At 53.0% G+C, this 17001-nt stretch carries 15 protein-coding genes; 9 read left to right on the top strand and 6 right to left on the bottom strand.

All coding sequences use genetic code 11. The features are described 5' to 3' along the window. Positions 1-188: 188 nt before the first annotated feature. From R3B84_17315 to R3B84_17300, 4 genes are all read right to left on the bottom strand, one after another. Complete coding sequence (locus R3B84_17315) at positions 189-1805, bottom strand: hypothetical protein (GenBank protein MEZ6142322.1); 1617 nt, start codon at positions 1803-1805, stop codon at positions 189-191. Positions 1806-1876: 71 nt separating this feature from the next. Next, positions 1877-3259 carry a sulfatase gene (locus R3B84_17310; protein MEZ6142321.1) on the bottom strand — a complete coding sequence of 461 codons (1383 nt, stop codon included), beginning with the start codon at positions 3257-3259 and terminating at the stop codon, positions 1877-1879. Between the two features lie 114 nt (positions 3260-3373). Beyond that, a complete protein-coding gene (locus tag R3B84_17305) occupies positions 3374-3763 on the bottom strand; it encodes an arsenate reductase ArsC (protein MEZ6142320.1) in 390 nt (129 codons plus the stop codon). Between the two features lie 185 nt (positions 3764-3948). Further along, positions 3949-6522, bottom strand: a complete 2574-nt coding sequence (locus R3B84_17300; protein ID MEZ6142319.1) for a patatin-like phospholipase family protein — start codon at positions 6520-6522, stop codon at positions 3949-3951. Positions 6523-6889: 367 nt separating this feature from the next. Between R3B84_17300 and R3B84_17295 the strand changes: the two genes are divergently transcribed. The 4 genes from R3B84_17295 to R3B84_17280 all read left to right on the top strand — a co-directional run bounded on the left by R3B84_17295 (position 6890) and on the right by R3B84_17280 (position 10045). Then, on the top strand, positions 6890-7576 hold the full coding sequence (locus R3B84_17295; protein MEZ6142318.1) for a DUF4058 family protein: 687 nt from the start codon (positions 6890-6892) through the stop codon (positions 7574-7576). A 44-nt stretch (positions 7577-7620) separates the two neighbouring features. After that, positions 7621-8445 carry a site-specific DNA-methyltransferase gene (locus R3B84_17290; GenBank protein ID MEZ6142317.1) on the top strand — a complete coding sequence of 275 codons (825 nt, stop codon included), beginning with the start codon at positions 7621-7623 and terminating at the stop codon, positions 8443-8445. A 46-nt stretch (positions 8446-8491) separates the two neighbouring features. Then, on the top strand, positions 8492-9505 hold the full coding sequence (locus R3B84_17285; protein ID MEZ6142316.1) for a hypothetical protein: 1014 nt from the start codon (positions 8492-8494) through the stop codon (positions 9503-9505). Positions 9506-9592: 87 nt separating this feature from the next. Further along, entirely contained in the window at positions 9593-10045 is a 453-nt protein-coding gene (locus R3B84_17280) for a hypothetical protein (protein ID MEZ6142315.1), read from the top strand. 150 nt (positions 10046-10195) lie between these two features. Here R3B84_17280 and R3B84_17275 read toward each other — a convergent pair whose 3' ends face one another. Further along, positions 10196-10678, bottom strand: coding sequence for a hypothetical protein (locus tag R3B84_17275; protein MEZ6142314.1), 483 nt, complete (start codon positions 10676-10678; stop codon positions 10196-10198). 369 nt (positions 10679-11047) lie between these two features. Here R3B84_17275 and R3B84_17270 point away from each other — a divergent pair, with 369 nt between their 5' ends. Further along, positions 11048-11410, top strand: coding sequence for a DUF6331 family protein (locus R3B84_17270; GenBank protein ID MEZ6142313.1), 363 nt, complete (start codon positions 11048-11050; stop codon positions 11408-11410). Positions 11411-11765: 355 nt separating this feature from the next. On the opposite strand, the gene R3B84_17265 is transcribed toward R3B84_17270, so the two are convergent. Then, positions 11766-12095, bottom strand: coding sequence for a hypothetical protein (locus R3B84_17265; GenBank protein ID MEZ6142312.1), 330 nt, complete (start codon positions 12093-12095; stop codon positions 11766-11768). Positions 12096-12147: 52 nt separating this feature from the next. Here R3B84_17265 and R3B84_17260 point away from each other — a divergent pair, with 52 nt between their 5' ends. The 4 genes from R3B84_17260 (at position 12148) to R3B84_17245 (ending at position 16976) form a co-directional block, all read left to right on the top strand. Next, complete coding sequence (locus R3B84_17260) at positions 12148-12420, top strand: hypothetical protein (protein MEZ6142311.1); 273 nt, start codon at positions 12148-12150, stop codon at positions 12418-12420. Between the two features lie 207 nt (positions 12421-12627). Beyond that, entirely contained in the window at positions 12628-13221 is a 594-nt protein-coding gene (locus tag R3B84_17255) for a hypothetical protein (protein MEZ6142310.1), read from the top strand. 255 nt (positions 13222-13476) lie between these two features. Then, positions 13477-15612: a DUF1588 domain-containing protein gene (locus R3B84_17250; GenBank protein MEZ6142309.1), complete on the top strand. Its 2136-nt coding sequence runs from the start codon at positions 13477-13479 to the stop codon at positions 15610-15612. Further along, entirely contained in the window at positions 15609-16976 is a 1368-nt protein-coding gene (locus R3B84_17245) for a DUF1552 domain-containing protein (GenBank protein ID MEZ6142308.1), read from the top strand. Before R3B84_17250 ends, R3B84_17245 begins: the two co-directional genes overlap by 4 nt. Positions 16977-17001: the final 25 nt, after the last annotated feature.

Genomic DNA, 17001 nt, shown 5'->3' with positions numbered 1-17001 from the left:
CACCGCACCTGGCAATTTTCATAGTGTGAAAACATTTTCACTAATATGTGGCAGATCCACAAGAAAAATGAACACTGCTATTCGTTTGATTTGTGCGGCAAAAATGCGGCAGGCTGATTTTTGTAAGAGCCGACTTGATAAGCTGTTGTGTCAGAGAAAATTGTTTTGTAAATCGCGATCGCCAAGCACTACGGCTTGCCCTGGCGGGTGACAATTGGCACATAACCCACTTCCATTCCTTTTGGTGGATTAACCAGCACCGCAGGATCAAGATCGGCCAGCTTGCCAATGCTCGGTGGGGGGAGGTATTCTTTCTCTTTTGTCCACTTTCGGTGCAGCATCTCGATCCGTTTTTGCAGGGTTTCCCGCTCGGCAGCAGACAAATCGGCATTCTGCAGTGCAGGCTGATCTGCAAAGCGGTACCAATAGTAGATCACGGTGCTGCCATCACCCAGTTTCGCTTCAAAAGGACCTGCCGCCGGTCCGGGTTTCTTCCAACTGCTGTCCGGACTGTCCGGTGTCACGTATGGTTGCGGTTTCGCGGTATACCGCTGTGGAAAGGTAACCTTGTCCAGTCCTGTTTCTGCGGGAACTTCTTTCTCGGTGATGACTACCCACTGATCACGGCCTTTCTTGTCTTTCTGCAGGCGATAGTATTGTGGTAAGGTCACCAGTGCATCTGTTCTGGTCACCAGGTTTTTGTCCCATTGATAGCCGTATGTGGTTTCATTCAGTGCGGTCGGCGTGGCGAAGGAATTCCAGGCCAGGGGCATCCGTTTGTCGCGTTCTGCATTAGGCGGATAGATTCTCCAGGTTGCCCCACCCCTACCTTTGAAGGTGTGCACGGCTGCTTCCTGTGGCTTAATGGTGCCAGTAGCCTCTTTCCCACCCTGGAACCAGGCTTCTACTTCATCCCACAGAGCAGCGCGGGTATATGCCGTAATCCGGTGAATCAGTGGGGCATCTGCACCCTTGTTGGTCGGAAACTGTGTGGGTGCCACGCGGGCATACATGGTTCCTTTCGAATCAACTGCGGTAAAGGCTGGCACGTGCTGCGTTTCCATTTGCACCGCTTTGTTTGGGTCGGATGGGCGGGTATCCAGGAACATCCCTGCCAGATCGGTCCGCTCCAAGGTGGGTTTCGTCCAGAAGTTGGGCAGAAAGAAGGTAACAGGCCCCTTAAAGTTGCCTGAATTCAGAAACAACGTCCAGCACTGGTTGCCCGTGGGAATATTTTTGCCTGCAGTAGTCTTTTTGGCTTCTGTCAGTGGCAACGGCAGATAGCCGTAACCAAAAAGTTCGCCGGAGGTCCCTTGCTTCAAGTTCAGACCATCAGGCGGCCAGAGCACCCACGGGCTCAGCTGGGCAATCGCATAATGTCCTTTGGGATTGTTCCAGTCGCGACCTTTACCCGCACCTGGGCCGTTTGCCCATTCGCTGAAATTCAGTGCCACCCCACCCATGATGAATTTGGGGGTTTCGGTGGCGAACCGTGTATCCCGCCACCAGCCCAGACCACCTTCTATGTCGGAATAAGCCTTTTCGGGCTTGGGGCCATCAAACTGAGAGAACATCCAGGTGCCAAACAGCCCACTCTGGAACTCGGCACCTGGGTAGTTTTTCAGCAGTGGCCAGGCGGCAACATACATCGAAAAACCTGCGTTGTATTTCTTGTCCACCCGCTCGTGGGGAACAAGAAGGTAGCCCGCCATTTCCGCTTTACGCGGATTAGGTTCTGCCGCACGTCCAGTTATGGCTGCCATCGCTGCTACCAGCAGCAGGGCACCCAGCAAACTTTTCTTCATTAAAAAGACTCCAATGTCATTCTTTCGTTGTCTTATCCAGTTTCAGGTCAATCAGTATCGAAGAATGGGGGTTATTCTTTTTTCTCCAGAATCCCCTGAAAAGCTTTCGTCTGTGGGTCATCTGTCGCCCGCATATGTGCAAGGAGCTTTTTACTCAGTTCCGCACGTTCACGGGCATAGGTGGGATCATTAATCAGATTCTTCCGTTCGGTGGGATCCTTGGCGGTATCAAACAGCATCAACGGCTCCCCCTCCACCAATTGTTTTACACGGGCCTGAATTTTCTCATCGGTAGCAGAATTCATTGCCGGAAAGGTCAGCCCACTCAGAGCTTCGGCACGGAATTTATCTGGCCCACCTGCCCACCCGTGGAACATGAATGCTCGGTCTTTGGTCCGGATGCACCGCTGGGCAAACGACTTGCCACTGCTGAGGGTATTCACGTGGGTAACAACAAAGTCGCGGTCGGGCTGTTTTTCTCCATTCAGCAGAGGAATCCAGGAGCGGCCATCCATGCCTGCAGGTGGTTTGATCGCAAGTAACTCCAGCAACGAAGGCATCAGATCGACACTGCTGACAAATTCGGTACGCACCTGTGGCTCTTTGGTCTTCGGGATGCGAATCAGGATCGGCGACCAGGTGCCGTTGTAATAGACCGTGGCTTTAGAAAATGGGAAAGACATCCCATGATCGGACCAGAAGACCACAATCGTGTCCGCATCGCGGCCAGCAGCCGTAAGTTCTTTCATTATCAGGCCAAACGCCAGATCGAATCGGCTGACATTGGTGTAATAATTAGCAACTTCCTCCCGCACACGTGGGAGGTCTTCCAGGAAGGCTGGCACAGTCACTTCGCTGGCCTTCAGAACACGCACCCCATCTGGTAGCTTTTCGAGTTTGGCTTTTTTTCCAGTTCCATTGATAAAAGGCCGATGTGGGTCGCAGATATTGGCATTAATGAAGAATGGCTTCTTTTCGTTTGCAGCAGAAGCCAGCATTTCGCGGAATTTTGCCGCAAACTGGGCAGGTTGTTTCCCCAGTGCCTGCTCGCCGATGGCGTGCCACGGAAACTTGTCCGGTGGGGCCATATGCACCGCCTTGGCGATCACCCCAGTATAGTAGCCCTGTTCCCGCAGGATTTCGACCAACGTGGGCACATCCCGTCGAATCGGCTGAAAGCCCAACGCACCATTCCGGTGGGGTACCCGTCCTGTCATCAGTGCGGATCTTCCCGGCTGACAAATCGGTACGGTTACATGGCTGTTGATGAACTGGTGGGCCGTCTTTGCAAACGCATCAAGGTTGGGGGTGATGCCCAGCTTGCCTCCGCACCAGCCTGCAGAATCGGCATTCATATCATCTGCGGTAACAATTAACAGATTCGTCGGTTGATAGGCGGGAAGAATACCGGGAAGTGCCCAGCTACTAAGAAATGCGATCCAGATAACTCGCATGAATAACCCCTGCGTCAAGATTTTCTGAGACAGCCATTCTACCGGATTCGGGATCTGGTGCAGAATTAACTGGGGGCTGCTGGAAGTCACTGCAGGGCATTCAGCCTGACGCTGTTATTGAATTTCAGCAATCAGCAGCTTCACTTTCTCTTCAATCAGATCGCGAATTTTCCGAAATTCATCATCGGGCAGCTCTTTAGGATCGGGAATGTTCCACTCTTCTCGCCGCTCTGCCTTCACCAGTGGGCAATAATCGCCACAGCCCATGGTCACAGCCACGGTAATTTCGGTGCCGTTAAACTGATCCAGTGCTTTCGAACCATGTACCGACAGATCGTAGCCCTTTTCTGCCATAAACTGGATTGCCCGCGGATTGACCTTGCCGGACGGTTTGGAACCTGCCGAATGGGCCGCAATTTGATCCCCACCATGTATCCGTGCGAACGCTTCTGCCATCTGGCTGCGGTTGCTGTTTTCAATGCACACAAACAAAATCGACTTCATTTGCCATGAATCCATTAGAACTGGTTTGGTGGTATCTTATTCAGCCATTGGTGGGAGTTGGATCACTAATGATGAAGGTTGTGTGTGTTTTGGCCGCAAGTCCATTGTCTCAAGGTCAAATTTCATCAAAAAATGACCGCCCTGATGCTTAGACTCCATCTGAGTGGTGGATTTCCTGCTACTCTTTATGGCATTTTCGCTTCCGGTGGGGGATTATCGCGGGATTGCCACCACTGCAGCATCTTTTTCAGCGAGGCGGGGTTGAAATTGTTTTCACCTTTGTCCCAACTGTCCAGAATCAACTGTTTATCGGCCTGCGACAGGTACCAGTTCATCCCCACATCGGAGTAGCGTTCAAACACCACGGTGGTGAAAAAGTCTTTCGTCCAGGTGGGCAGTTCCCCTTTTCCCGCCTGTGCTGCCTGACCGAACCAGGACTGGAAAAATTCTCCTAACTGCTGTAGTTCTGCATCGTTACGGTAATTGGCTGATGAAGAGCGGGCATGGTCGACTGCCGAAAACGGTCCCGTCAGACCTGGGAGAAACGCCCCACCTTCTGTGAGTGGCAGCGACAGGTTCCGGTTCTCCTGATGGCTGGCAAAATCGCGAATCTGTACCACAATCACCCCACTGGTGTTGCGGGCCAGCCAGTCGCGATACTGGTAAATCCACGAGGTGGCAACTTTCACGCCGGTGTTGTCCAGGTAGCCCGCATCAACCACCCGTCGCACGCCATTGGTGGGCAGTGAGACCGCCGGACTGAGGAACGGAAACGTGGCATTCATCCGTGCTGCCGTGCTGAGGTGAAATCGCCCACGGGATTCCGGAAAAACGCGGAAAAACTCAATGGCCGAGCGGGAATAAATGTCTTCCGATCCTTTCCCCTGTCGGCGTCTGGTCTGTCGCCCACGTTTGATTTCCCGCTGAATCCGTTCACTGCTGCTCAACTTCTCTTTTGGTGCGTCTTCGGAGCCGAATTCCGGCCCGTTAGGCAGCAGAAAGTTCCCCTGATTCACGGTCAGGTACGGTACATAACGATTGCTGATCAGCAGTTGTCGGCCATCTTCCACCACCATGGGCGAAAAAATCAGGCTCGGTCGCCAGCCAATCCGTTCACTTTCTGCCCAATCCGCGAAGGTGCGGGCGAAGACATTGTTCAGCCGTTTGCGGATAAACGGGTCAATATTTGGTACCTCACCTTCCATCGCCCGATCGAGCATTTCCCCACGGTCGCGGGTATAGTGGCTGGTGGGAAGAAACGAAAACGGAATTTCGCGGTAAACCAGTGCGTTGATAATGGGTGTCAGAAAATCCTGCGAAATATCAGTGGGCTGAAAGCCTTCCTGCAGACTGCCATCGGGCTGCACACTGCCCACGTAATAGGTGGCACCGACCATACCACCTGACGCACCGGTAATAATGCGTAAGTGCTTTGGAAATCCAGGAATACGTTGATGGAGTTCGTGCAGCACCTTGGCTGTCCACAATCCCGATCGATTCGCACCACCTGTGGCAGTCACAATCACCAACGGTGGGGGAATCCGCGTCCCTTCCGGCACGGGTGGGCCGAATTGCTCTTTCCAGGTCCGTAAAGCATTTCGCTCATCCGCATCCATCCGTTGCAGAGCGGTTTCGTACAATCGCAGCAGCCGACTGTAATTTTCCTCGTCGGCATAACCTTTGCTGGTTAATTCCTGAATGCCTTCCTGCACCGTGCGTTCGGGAACTCGTTGCGAGCCCACCGCAGCAACCATGTGCACCACCCGCTGAATCTCTTTTTTCTTCACCGTGGGATCATTGTCCAGCGAAACCAGATCCTCCAGCGAGGCAGCAGGCTCTTCGAAATCTTCCAGATTGGTGATTGCCCGATATTCCGGCTCCAGGTGGGGAAAATGCAGCCGATACGGAGCCTGATTGCAGATTCCCACCCACACAGCCAGTGCGACGAACGCCAGAATGGCAAAACTACGCAGATAGAACCACAGCACCGCGTTAAAGGTGGCTGCCATGCCAAAAAACAGGCATACCGTGGTGATCGGTGGTGCCTGCCAGTAGTCACGATCGGACAACAGTGCGAATATTGCGTACATTGCCAGCAACACCACAAACAACAGGCCAGCAATCATATGCAGCCAGTATTTTTGTGCGAACTGGGTGCCTCGTTCTGCACCGAGCAGGCGATTGCGGACATTCCGCGACAGCACCGCAAACAAACGAAGCGACAACAGCATCACCACCACGCCCACCAGAAACGGCCAATTGCTGGCAATGTAAAGTGGGGCATTTTCACCCAATTGCGGGTCTTTCAGATGCACAAACGGTGCGGAACCAGTAATCCCAAACCCAGCCGATACCAGCAGCAAGACAGCACTGGGCAAAAAGGTGACCCCCAGGTACCAGCGCAGGCCATCGCCGGCAGCATTCAGATCGGGCTGATCTTCCACCACGGGCGAGCGTGGGATACACAGGCCCATCACACGACCCACAAAAGTAGCCCGCTGCTGTGCGTGGGCCAGCATTTCCGGATGATACCGTGCATCGTTGATGTAGGTCAGCAGCCACACGTACGCGAACAGCCAGGCAATGCTGAAGCCTGAAATGACCTGAATCACAGGTCGATCGTGCCACATCAGTGCAGGAATATTGAGGCCCTGCCCAAAATCGAACCAGGCAATGGCCAGAAAAAAGAAAGTACACCCCACGGCCAGTGCTCTGGGTGCCAGACTCATGATGCCACGGAAGTACGGGTGCAGGAACATGTCAATACTCCTTTATTGATGCACACTTACGTCTTAGCCAACCGTGGTGAATTTGCCAGTACAACCACGCAGATACACGGAAGGTCAACGTAGGCACAAAACGAACCGGAAGGGTTGATGACGGTACAAAACGAGGCTAAAGCGTCAGTGATGGAATTTGCCCGTGTGCCGCGGTTTGCCTTTTGCCTTCATCGCCCGCAGCGCAAGCAAGGGAATTTCTTCATTTTCAAAAGTAGTCGCACACATGCGTCTTGACCGCCAAGACGCCACGAAGACAACTTGATTCTGTTTTTTGTAAAAGTTCCTGGGGCGAACAGGTATTTGGTACAATTGAACTTAGTGCGGTACCGTGGGAGACCTGAGGACGATGCCTTCCCCTTTTCCAGGAATGGATCCTTTTTTAGAACAGGAAAGCTGCTGGCCAGCCTTTCAACACCAGTTTATTTCTGCCTTATACCAGACATTGCTGCCACTGCTGGTGGATCACTACCGACTTGAGATTTCGGTAAGACAATATATTACCGAAGAGCCGCTGTTTACATCGATTATTCGCCAGAATCATGCAGAAGAATATCTGGAAATCCGCCACAAAAACAACGACACCTTGGTGACCACCATCGATCTGGTTTCCCCCACCAATCGCCTGCAGGCCCAGGGGCGTGCGGCTTATCATGCCACCCGGCAGCAAAGCAAGGCACTGCGGGCGAACCTGGTCGAACTCGATTTGGTGCTGCAGGGGAAGCCATTGCGGAATTACATTCGCGAACTTCCCGAACACGACTACCTGCTTTCCGTTAGTCGATCGAACAATTCGACGAAAAATTACGAAATCTACCCCTGCATGCTGGAGCACCACCTACCCAGGGTGCGGTGCCCACTGATTGCTGATGAGCGGGACTGTATTCTGGATGTGCAGAAAGTGTTTCGTCGTGCGTTCGAGCTGGGGAACTTCGACATCACGCTGGATTATGAGAAAAATCTCACCACGATGGTACCACAGGATAAGCGGGACAAAATTGAACACATGATTCGTACTTCCCGTCGTACAGATTAGCGATGGCTCATTAAGATAACTGCGACAGAAAAAATAAAACAAAGATGAAAAAAACACCCACCGCTGATCTTCCGCGTAACCAGATTCTGATTGGGGATTGTCTGACCCACCTGCAGCACCTGCCTGCGGGATCGGTGGACCTGATTGTGACCGACCCACCGTTCAATATTGGTTACGAATACGATACTTACGACGATCAACGCACCAAGGCAGATTACCTGCAGTGGTGCGAGCAGTGGTTGGCGGAATTGGTGCGGGTTTTATCCCCTAATGGGTCGTTTTATCTGGCCATTGGCGATGAATTTGTAGCAGAATTCAAAATTCGCCTCGATCAGTTACAGCTTTCCATGCGGAACTGGATTGTCTGGCATTACACGTTTGGCGTCAATTGTAAACTGAAGTTTAATCGCAGCCACGCCCACATTCTGTATTACGTCAAAAATCCCAAAAAGTTTACCTTTAATCCAGATGCGGTGCGGGTGCCCTCTGCCCGCCAGACCACCTACAACGACAAGCGGGCCAATTCCACTGGCAAACTACCTGATGATACCTGGGTGCTGCGACCACAGGAAGATGAGCGGTTTTTTGCCCCAGAGAGCGACACGTGGTATGTCCCACGGGTCTGTGGCACGTTTAAAGAGCGTTCCAGCCACCCATGCCAGATGCCGATCGCCTTGCTCGAGCGGATTGTGCAGGTTTCCAGTAACCCCGGCGACCTGGTACTCGATCCGTTTGCGGGCAGTGGCACCACGCTCTGTGCGGCGAAAAAACATCAACGGGACTACCTTGGAATGGAGCTTTCCGAAAACTATGTGCAGATTATCAACGATCGACTGCACAACATGAACGGCCTGTTCAGTAATTGCTGAATACGATTTCCAGGTAGGCTGGTAAACCTCTTCCGGAGAAACAACGATGAACAGACTCTTGGTACTTCTGGCAGGATTGTGGACGGTATCTGCTCAATCGGCAGAAATTGAAGTGTGGGCGAAAGGCCTGATGGCTCCATTCGGGATGGATTATCAGGACAAAGTAATGGTGATTGCAGAATACAAAGGCCATCGCATTCTGGCGATTACCCCCGATGGGAAGGTCACTACGATTGCAGGCAGCCCGAAGGTGGGAACCACCGATGGACCAGCAGCAGAAGCATTGTTCAACCAGCCCCACAATGTGGTGGTGGGAAACAACGGCCTGCTGTATGTTGCGGACACCATGAATCACACCATTCGCGTGATTGATACCTCGAAGAAGACCGTGGCCACCCTGGCGGGTTCTGAAAAAGGCTTTGCGGGTGATGGTGGGTCGTTCGCAGAGGCGAAATTTAATCAGGCGTACCACGTGGCCTTAAGTGCCGACAAAAACACGCTCTATCTGGCCGATCTGGGCAACCGCCGGATTCGCGCCCTCGATCTGGTGAAGAAAACGGTCACTACAGTGGTGGGGAATGGTCAGCGTGGGGTTCCTGCCGACGGGACAGAAGCCACCAAAGCACCGTTGATGGACCCACGGGCGGTGACGGTTGATGCCAAAGGCAACATCTGGATTCTGGAACGTGGGGGGCACTGTCTGCGGGTGGTGGAAAACGGCAAGATCCGCACCGTGGCGGGTAATGGCAAGAAAGCAGGCACGGGTGATGGTGGGCCAGCACTACAGGCTTCCATGGATGGCCCCAAGTTTCTGTGGGTGGAAGCCAGCGGCAACATTCTGATTGCCGATACCGAAAACCACATCATTCGCCGAGTGGTGGTGAAAGATGGCACCATCCAGCGGATCGCTGGCACAGGCAAGAAAGGGACAAAAGTGGGCCCCTCCTGGAAAGAAGTAGAACTGAATCAGCCCCACGGAGTCAGTGTTGGGCCGGATGGCCTGCTTTACATTGCCGACAGCACGAACAACCGCGTGCTGCGAGGCCCTGTGCCAGAATAAGTTCAGGTCATGGCTGCACATTGCATTATTTGTGGAACAACAGAATCTGTTTCACCAGCCACATTTCGGGTGGTTGGTGCCCCACAGATGAAATTCGTTTCCCGTAATAACTGGATCAACTATCGCTGCAACTGCTGCGATAAATGCTGTCGAATTGGTTCCGACATCGATTATTCCCGCTTCCGCTATCTGCATCGATTATTTCTTCTGATTGGCCTGATCGCAGCAGTAGGATTTATCCTGATGCATCTGCTAAAATCTGATCAGACCATGTTATGCAGCTTCTGTCTGGGCACCGGAATCTCTTTTCCAGCACTGCTGATCTGGCCCTGGCGGGTGGCAAAATATGAACAACGAAAAACGCCGGAGTTTCTGGGCCCATACTGGAACAGCTACTTTGCCCAGGAGTGCGGCATCACACGTTGGGGAGTGGTGCCACGGTTGGTAGTGAGCAGAAACCTCTTCCCAGATGAACCATTCGCCCAACTGTATCCCCCATTGAACTCTGCAAATGTGCTGGATAACTATTATGGCGAATAAACTCCATTAATAACAATGCAGACTACGGGTTTACTACTCCCAGTGGGGCCGGCCCAACTAATTTCTTGCATGGCTTGAAGCTGCCTTCAGACTGATGTCTCAAATGGACTTATCAGCGTGGCACTCCCAGCAATGAACTTCAGAAACGAATCATATCCGGCTTTCTGGTGCATCACCTGGTTCGTTCTTTGAGTCATCAGCCGCCATGCTGTGCCCCACAAACACCTGCGGGACATCGTACGGAAACAGCAACTCTGGCGGCCACGGTGGCTCCGACAGCTTCATCGTCCACTGGTATCGGTATGGTTGGCAGACCACGCTCTCCACGCCAGAAACCTCGCCCTTGATCAGGGTGTACCCCAGCTCACGAACAGAGGCTCCTGCCGTCGGGGTGTACCCTTGGAAACGCTGGTACGGTGGCGACTCCAGATAGTTGAGACGAAGCCGACCGGGGCTGGCAACATCCCAACAGCAACGGATGCACGCATAAATCGTCTGCCCATATCCGTAAACAAGTTCCCCAGACCCGTCTTCGTTTAGCCAGAGGACGCGGAGGCTCGAATAGTCTTCAGGAGTCGCTCGCCAAGACCCAGCCATCCCAAGCACCTGCCTGTCTTCCTCTACGGTCGCCATCTTCTCACCTCTGCCAACGAATTTATCAGTGCAACATCAGCCGCGGTTCGCTTGATAGACGTTAAAACACCGATTTTCATATGAAATTGGGTTTAGTGTTTAAATTATTGACGCCGCTGGCCTGTTTAAGTTGTACGCCGTCGCCAGCCAATTTGATTGAAGCTAACAACAAAATGTACCAAAGTTTCCAGCCAAGTCGAATTTGAAGTCACTGTCACTGACTTCTACCCGGTGTATCACGGGTCCACAATTCAGCATTTAATATATTAAGGGTGATGGTCGCAAGCGGCCTGAGTGAGCGATTGGGACAGAAATCGCTTCGTATCCATTCCGCGACTCTGCTCAATCGCGGACCCGTTAGCCGGATTCATGAAACTCGAGCATCCACTATCTGGTCTCTTTGCCCGATGTCAGACCATCTGCGTTGCCGAGTGCTGCGGGATCGATGCCTACGACTTCAGTCCGATCCACATCGCGTCCTTCTTGTTGCTCTACCGAGGGGAGCCCGACCCAGCGGATGTGCGGCTAGTTCGATCCCAGTTGGCGGCGCTCAAAGTCAATTATGGTTCCAACGGTGCAAGCGCCGCGGGGGTCACGCTCGACGAAGTCAACCAAGTCTTCACTGGTGTGGAGGTCGATGCGCTCGTCGATGAGATTTCGGCTAACCTCGACAAGGCTCTTACTCTCATTGAGGGTATCAAATGCTCGAAATGTCGGCATCCCGCCGGCTAACCGTATCTGCGATTGAGCGTATAGTAAAGGTGACCGCCGCAGGCGGCCTAACAAGCGATGGGAGCAGGAATCGCTTCTTATCCATTCCGCGACTCTGCTCAATCGCGGACCCGTTCGGCGGCAAGGTTATTGAAGACCGCCTCGGCGTGAGATCTCAGACGCTATGAGCCTTTCACACATCGCAGAATTGCGAACTCAACTTGAACGCCGACATTGGAAGATCATCACGGAAACCAAAATATCCAATACCGAGTCTTCATTGAATTGGAAAATTGCACGCCCAAACGGAGACTCAACTTTAACCCTCGAATTTACAGAAGGCTTTTATGGTGCGTATGGTGACTTCCTCCACGAATCAATCGATGAGAGTATTGTATGTGATGTTGTAGGTCACCCAGAGATACCGCACTTGTACTTTGGCAAGTTTCAAGGTCAGTTTCAAAAGGACGTTGTGGCATTTGCGAACGCGATCAACGAGATTGAGTAATCGTTGCCAGATGATACCACGTAGCGGCGAACCACACATTGCACCAGAGCCGTGGCAAATGATATCGAAGTCACCAAACCACGCGGCCTGCGGCCGGCTTAACGGGGTCTGTGATTGAGCATATAGTAAGGGTGTCGCCCGCGATCGGTTGTTTTTAGTCACGCTGTTAAGCACGCCGTCTGCTGGTTGCAGCGGCAATCAACCGCCGCCCTCCACTCCCTCACAGAAACCAGAGCAAAAGAATTTGGCCATGAACCTACAACAGCGCGCAAAGGCATTTCTTGAACGGCCTATTCCAAAGGGAATGCCGTATGTACCGGACTCGATTTCCGAGCGGTTTATCGCCGAGTACGCTGCGACGGGCAAAGTCGCGCTTGATGGTGAAACGCATGAGTTGCTGCAGATTTGCGTCCTTGAGGGTGACAATACAGCACAACAAAAACAAGGCGCGGAACGTGAGTTCTTCATGGAGAGTGCAGCCATCCTTCGCGTCATTGCCGAGGAATCGCGAGGGAGCAGCTAACCACTAACCACGCTTTGCACTTGACCGGGCCGTTATGACGGTTTTTCGAGACATCACGTTCCCTGCGGCCGGCTTCACGGGGTCCGGGATTGAGTATATAGTAAAAGTGACGGCCGCAGGCGGCCTAAGTGAGCGATTGGAGCAGAAATCGCTTCGTATCCACTCCGCGACTCTGCTCAATCGCGGACCCAGTAGGGGCTGTCTGATATGGATATGGTCCCGCTTCGTTTCCTTCCGACAGATGCGGTATCTGGCTGTCGAATCGGCGGTCCGTGCCCAGTTGGTCTCAAAGCGCAGTTCCGAGATTCGCTGACTCAATACTTTGGCACCTTCCCCCTGATTGAGTTTGAAAAGACCGAGTTTTCCATTTTTCATCGTTTCGATCGACTTGGTAATGATGCGGCTCGTGACATCATTGCTTTCAACAATCAGATTCTTGAGCCCAGCGAGTTGATCTGGGTAGCGGTTCACCCAGTTTCTTTCCGATCGGAGGATTCGCCGAATATTTTTGAAGCTCGTGCACTTGAACTTCATAACCCTGGTAGCGATCTTACTCATGACGATCAGTGCCGACTAATTCATATCACGGGATGCACGCTCGGAGGACACTGCTATGTCGAGCGTGTTCAAGTCCGGGACGACGTGAAACGGTTGGAGGAAGAGGGGTATCGGCATCTCTTACAAATTGGCGAAGTGGGAGGGGATTTTATTGAGGGATTTCCATGGGATCCTGGATTCCTTAATGTGTGGGCAAGTCATCCGCTCGATCCGAGCACATATCGGTTTTGTGTGCAGCAATAAATAAACGACCGAACAAATCCGCTGCACATGAATACTGCGGTACAACACGAAGCCAGGCAGCCGGCCCGGTGATGTTCTTCATCGATGTGCGGTCGGAAGTACGCACCAGGCAGGTTTTACCCGCAACCATGCACAGGATGTTACGAAAAGAATCGGCAAGATTGGCAGCAATCATTAAAAATATTTCATCTTTCCCCTGCCTAAACGTGGGGCGGTGCGTCCTTACCTTTGTCCGTGCGTGGGCAGGGGGCATGAATGTCAAACAGTTGGGCAACTGTCATTGCGTTTGGGGTCTGGGCGTGCGTTTCGCAGGCAGCAGAGCCGTTAAGTGACAGTTTCAAAAGCACTTACGACAAAACCGTTCGACCATTTCTGACCCAGCACTGTTTTCAGTGCCATGGGGAAATGAAACAAGCGAGCGATGTACGCCTCGACCGTTTGGCCATCGAAGGAAAAATTCCCGTTGCCACGTGGGCAGGTATTCGCGATCAGATTCGAGATGGCCTGATGCCACCCAAAAAAGAGCCACGGCCCAACCAGACCCAGTCGCGTCAAGTGGTGGCCTGGATCAGTGCGTTGGTTGCTCAGCAGCCAAGCCGCCTGCCAAATGAAGGAAATCTCATTCCTCATGAATTGCTTTTTCAGCAAAAACCAGCCGAAGATGCCGCCACACCTGCACGGATCTGGCGGATTCACCCACAGGCTTACATGAATCTGGTGCAAAGCTGGGCAAAAGACGCACCCGGGATCAGTCAGCCGTTTACGCTCATCGATGAACGTGGGATCCGTGATTTTGCCAATCTCTACGCTGCTGACATCCCCAGTACCGAAATTCTGGTGCGGAATGCTGAAGCTGTGGTGACCGCACAGACCACGAAAGAAATGGTAATCATTCCCAGAAGGGACCCGAAGTCCAGTGAGTTGCCCAAGCCGGAACGTCGACCCAACCCACGTGCGATTAAAGAGTTTGTGCAACTGATTGAAACTGCGCAGCCCACGCCAGAGCAATTACAGCGTGCGGTGCGAACCCAGTTTCGCATGGCAATTGGCTGGCAGCCCACCGAACAGGATGTGGCACGTTACCTGGCCCTGTACGAAAAATGTCGCCGGCAGGCCGATTCACCCACGGCGGTGCGAACAATGTTGCAGGCGGTGCTGCTCAATTCTCAGACGATTTTCCGCACCGAAATGGGTGGTGGGCAAGGGCAGCGAAAATTACTCACCCCACCGGAAATGGTGCGGGCGATCAGCTTCAGCCTGGGCTACCGGCTCGACCGCGACCTGCAGACAATGCTGGAAAAAGGGCAATTGACCAGCCACGACGAGATGCTTCAGGCGATCAAAAAAGTGCTGGCAAATCCGAAGACCGATTCCAGCCGCATCATGCAGTTTTTTCGGGAATACTTCGAATATGATCTGGCGGCTGATGTTTTCAAAGATAATCCCAAAGATTCGTTGTATTTTCCGCGTGCCCACATCAACGATACCGAATTACTGATTTCCCACATTCTGAAGCAGGATCGAGAGGTGCTGCGGGAACTGCTGACCACCCAAACCACATTTGCGAATGCTCGTTACGACAAAAAACGAAATGTCATCCAGCGTGCCGAAGCCAGAACAGGTGGGGTAGATCCCAAAACGGGCAAGTTTACGCTGTCGATGGAGGGAATCTATGGATTCGACAAATGGCCGGAAAAACAACCCGCCGTGATGCCGGAAAATACCCGCATCGGCATTCTGATGCAGCCAAGCTGGCTGATTTCCTGGAGCACCAACTTCGATAACGATCCTGTTCGTCGTGGGCGCTGGATTCGTGAACGCCTGCTCGGTGGGACGGTGCCAGACCTGCCCATTGGTGTGGTGGCCCAGGTGCCCGACGATCCCCACCGGACCTTTCGGGATCGCCTACAGGTAACGCGGGCAGCAGAATGCTGGAAATGCCACCAGCGTATGGATGATCTGGGGCTTCCGCTGGAACAATTTGACCACTACGGGCGTTTTCGCACCACGGAACGAGTGCTGTATCCGGAAGCCACCGCAAAGAATCTGGACATCAAAGGAAAATCGAAAGGCGATGTTTACCGTGAGGTGGCATTAGATACCACTGGCCGAATTGCTGACAGTGGCGATCCGGAACTGGATGGGGTGGTTGCTGACCCACGCGAGATGATGCACCGTCTGGCAAAATCAGAACGGGTGCGACAGGTATTTATTCGCCATGTTTTTCGCTTTTTCATGGGACGTAATGAATCACTGGCCGATGCTTCCACGCTTCAGGCCGCAGATGAAGCCTACGTCCGCAGTGGGGGCAGTTTCAACGCACTGCTCGAGTCGATCTTTACTTCCGATTCGTTCTTGTATCGCAAACAAATAGCCAGGGTAGAACCATGACCAGCACCCGTCGTCAGATATTGCAATACAGCCTGGGAGCTGGGGCAACAGTACTCAGCCCGATGCTGCAACGCCTGGCCCTGCACGCCGCCGGCAGCACGGCGGTCAATCAGCAGCGTGTGGTATTCGTGGTTCAAAGCAACGGCATGAACCCCGATCACCTGCGTCCGGTGGGCATCGAAAAGACCCACCGTGGCAAGTATCCCACCAATGACAAAACAGTTGATATCTCCTTACGGGATAAGAAGTTACACGAAGCATTGCAGCCACTAGCACCATTTCAGGATCGCCTGACCCTGATTCAACACCTTTCCGGTCGGGTGGGGCTGAGCGACCACTCGGCCAATTTTGGGGCATTGGGTGCCTGTTCCGCCAAAAAAGGGGCAATCAGCGAAACCGTTGACCATGCGGTAGCTCGGGCACTGCCGGGTGTGATTCCCCACGTGGCGCTGGGGCTGGGGGCGAATCCGGGCGTCACCATGAACTACCAGCTCTCGGCGTATGGACCGGGCAAAGCCTGTCCCATCATCTGTTCGCCCGATCTCGCATTCAAATCGCTGTTTGGCAGTGTTGCCGATGATCAGAGCAGCAAAAGCTTTGACCAGAAATCAAACCTGCTTGATTTCATGACGGACGATATCAAGCGGGCTCAGGCGGGTCTGGCAGGTGAAGAACGCCACAAGCTGGATGGTTATCTTTCTGCGTTTGAAACCTTGCACCAGCGGCAAAAGCAGATTGCTGGCATGCGGGAGCAATTGAAGAAACATGCCCCCAACCTGGGCAAGAAACTGGAAGCCTCGGTTTCCAGTCTGATACTGGAAGCTCAGTTCGAAATCGGTGCGGCAGCAATGATCGCTGGCCTGACGAACGTTCTACTGCTGACATCCGGTGGTGGTGGGCAGGGATTTGGTGAATTCCCAGAAATGGGAATCGCTGGCCTGCACGGAATTGGCCACGGCCAGGCCCAGAACGGCAAACCTGCCGCACAGTGCTTCATTGATCTGCGGGTATTCCACACCAAATTAATCGCTGGGCTGGCAAAGAAGCTGGCTGCGGTGCCGGAAGGCAATGGCACGATGCTTGATAATACATTAATTATATATCTGAGTGATTCTGGAGAGCAGCACCACCCCAGCCTGTATGAATGGCCTGTGGTGTTGCTAGGCAACCTGGGTGGCAAAATTGCCAAACCGGGCCGTTACCTTGAATTGCCCGGGTATGGCCAGAAGAACCACCGCACCTTAGCAAACTTTTACACCACCCTGCTGCACTCTGTGGGCAAACCGGTCGATTCTTTTGGCATGGAAGATATTGGCCTGAAAGATATCGATCAGAAAGGAATCGTGCCGGAATTGTTGGCATAAGTCACTGTCTCAGTGCACTTTCGGG

This window comes from Zavarzinella sp. (assembly GCA_041399155.1).
Classification (GTDB): domain Bacteria; phylum Planctomycetota; class Planctomycetia; order Gemmatales; family Gemmataceae; genus JAWKTI01.
The sequence above is the reverse complement of the archived record's forward strand: the minus strand, read 5'-3'. Positions and strand labels throughout refer to the sequence as shown.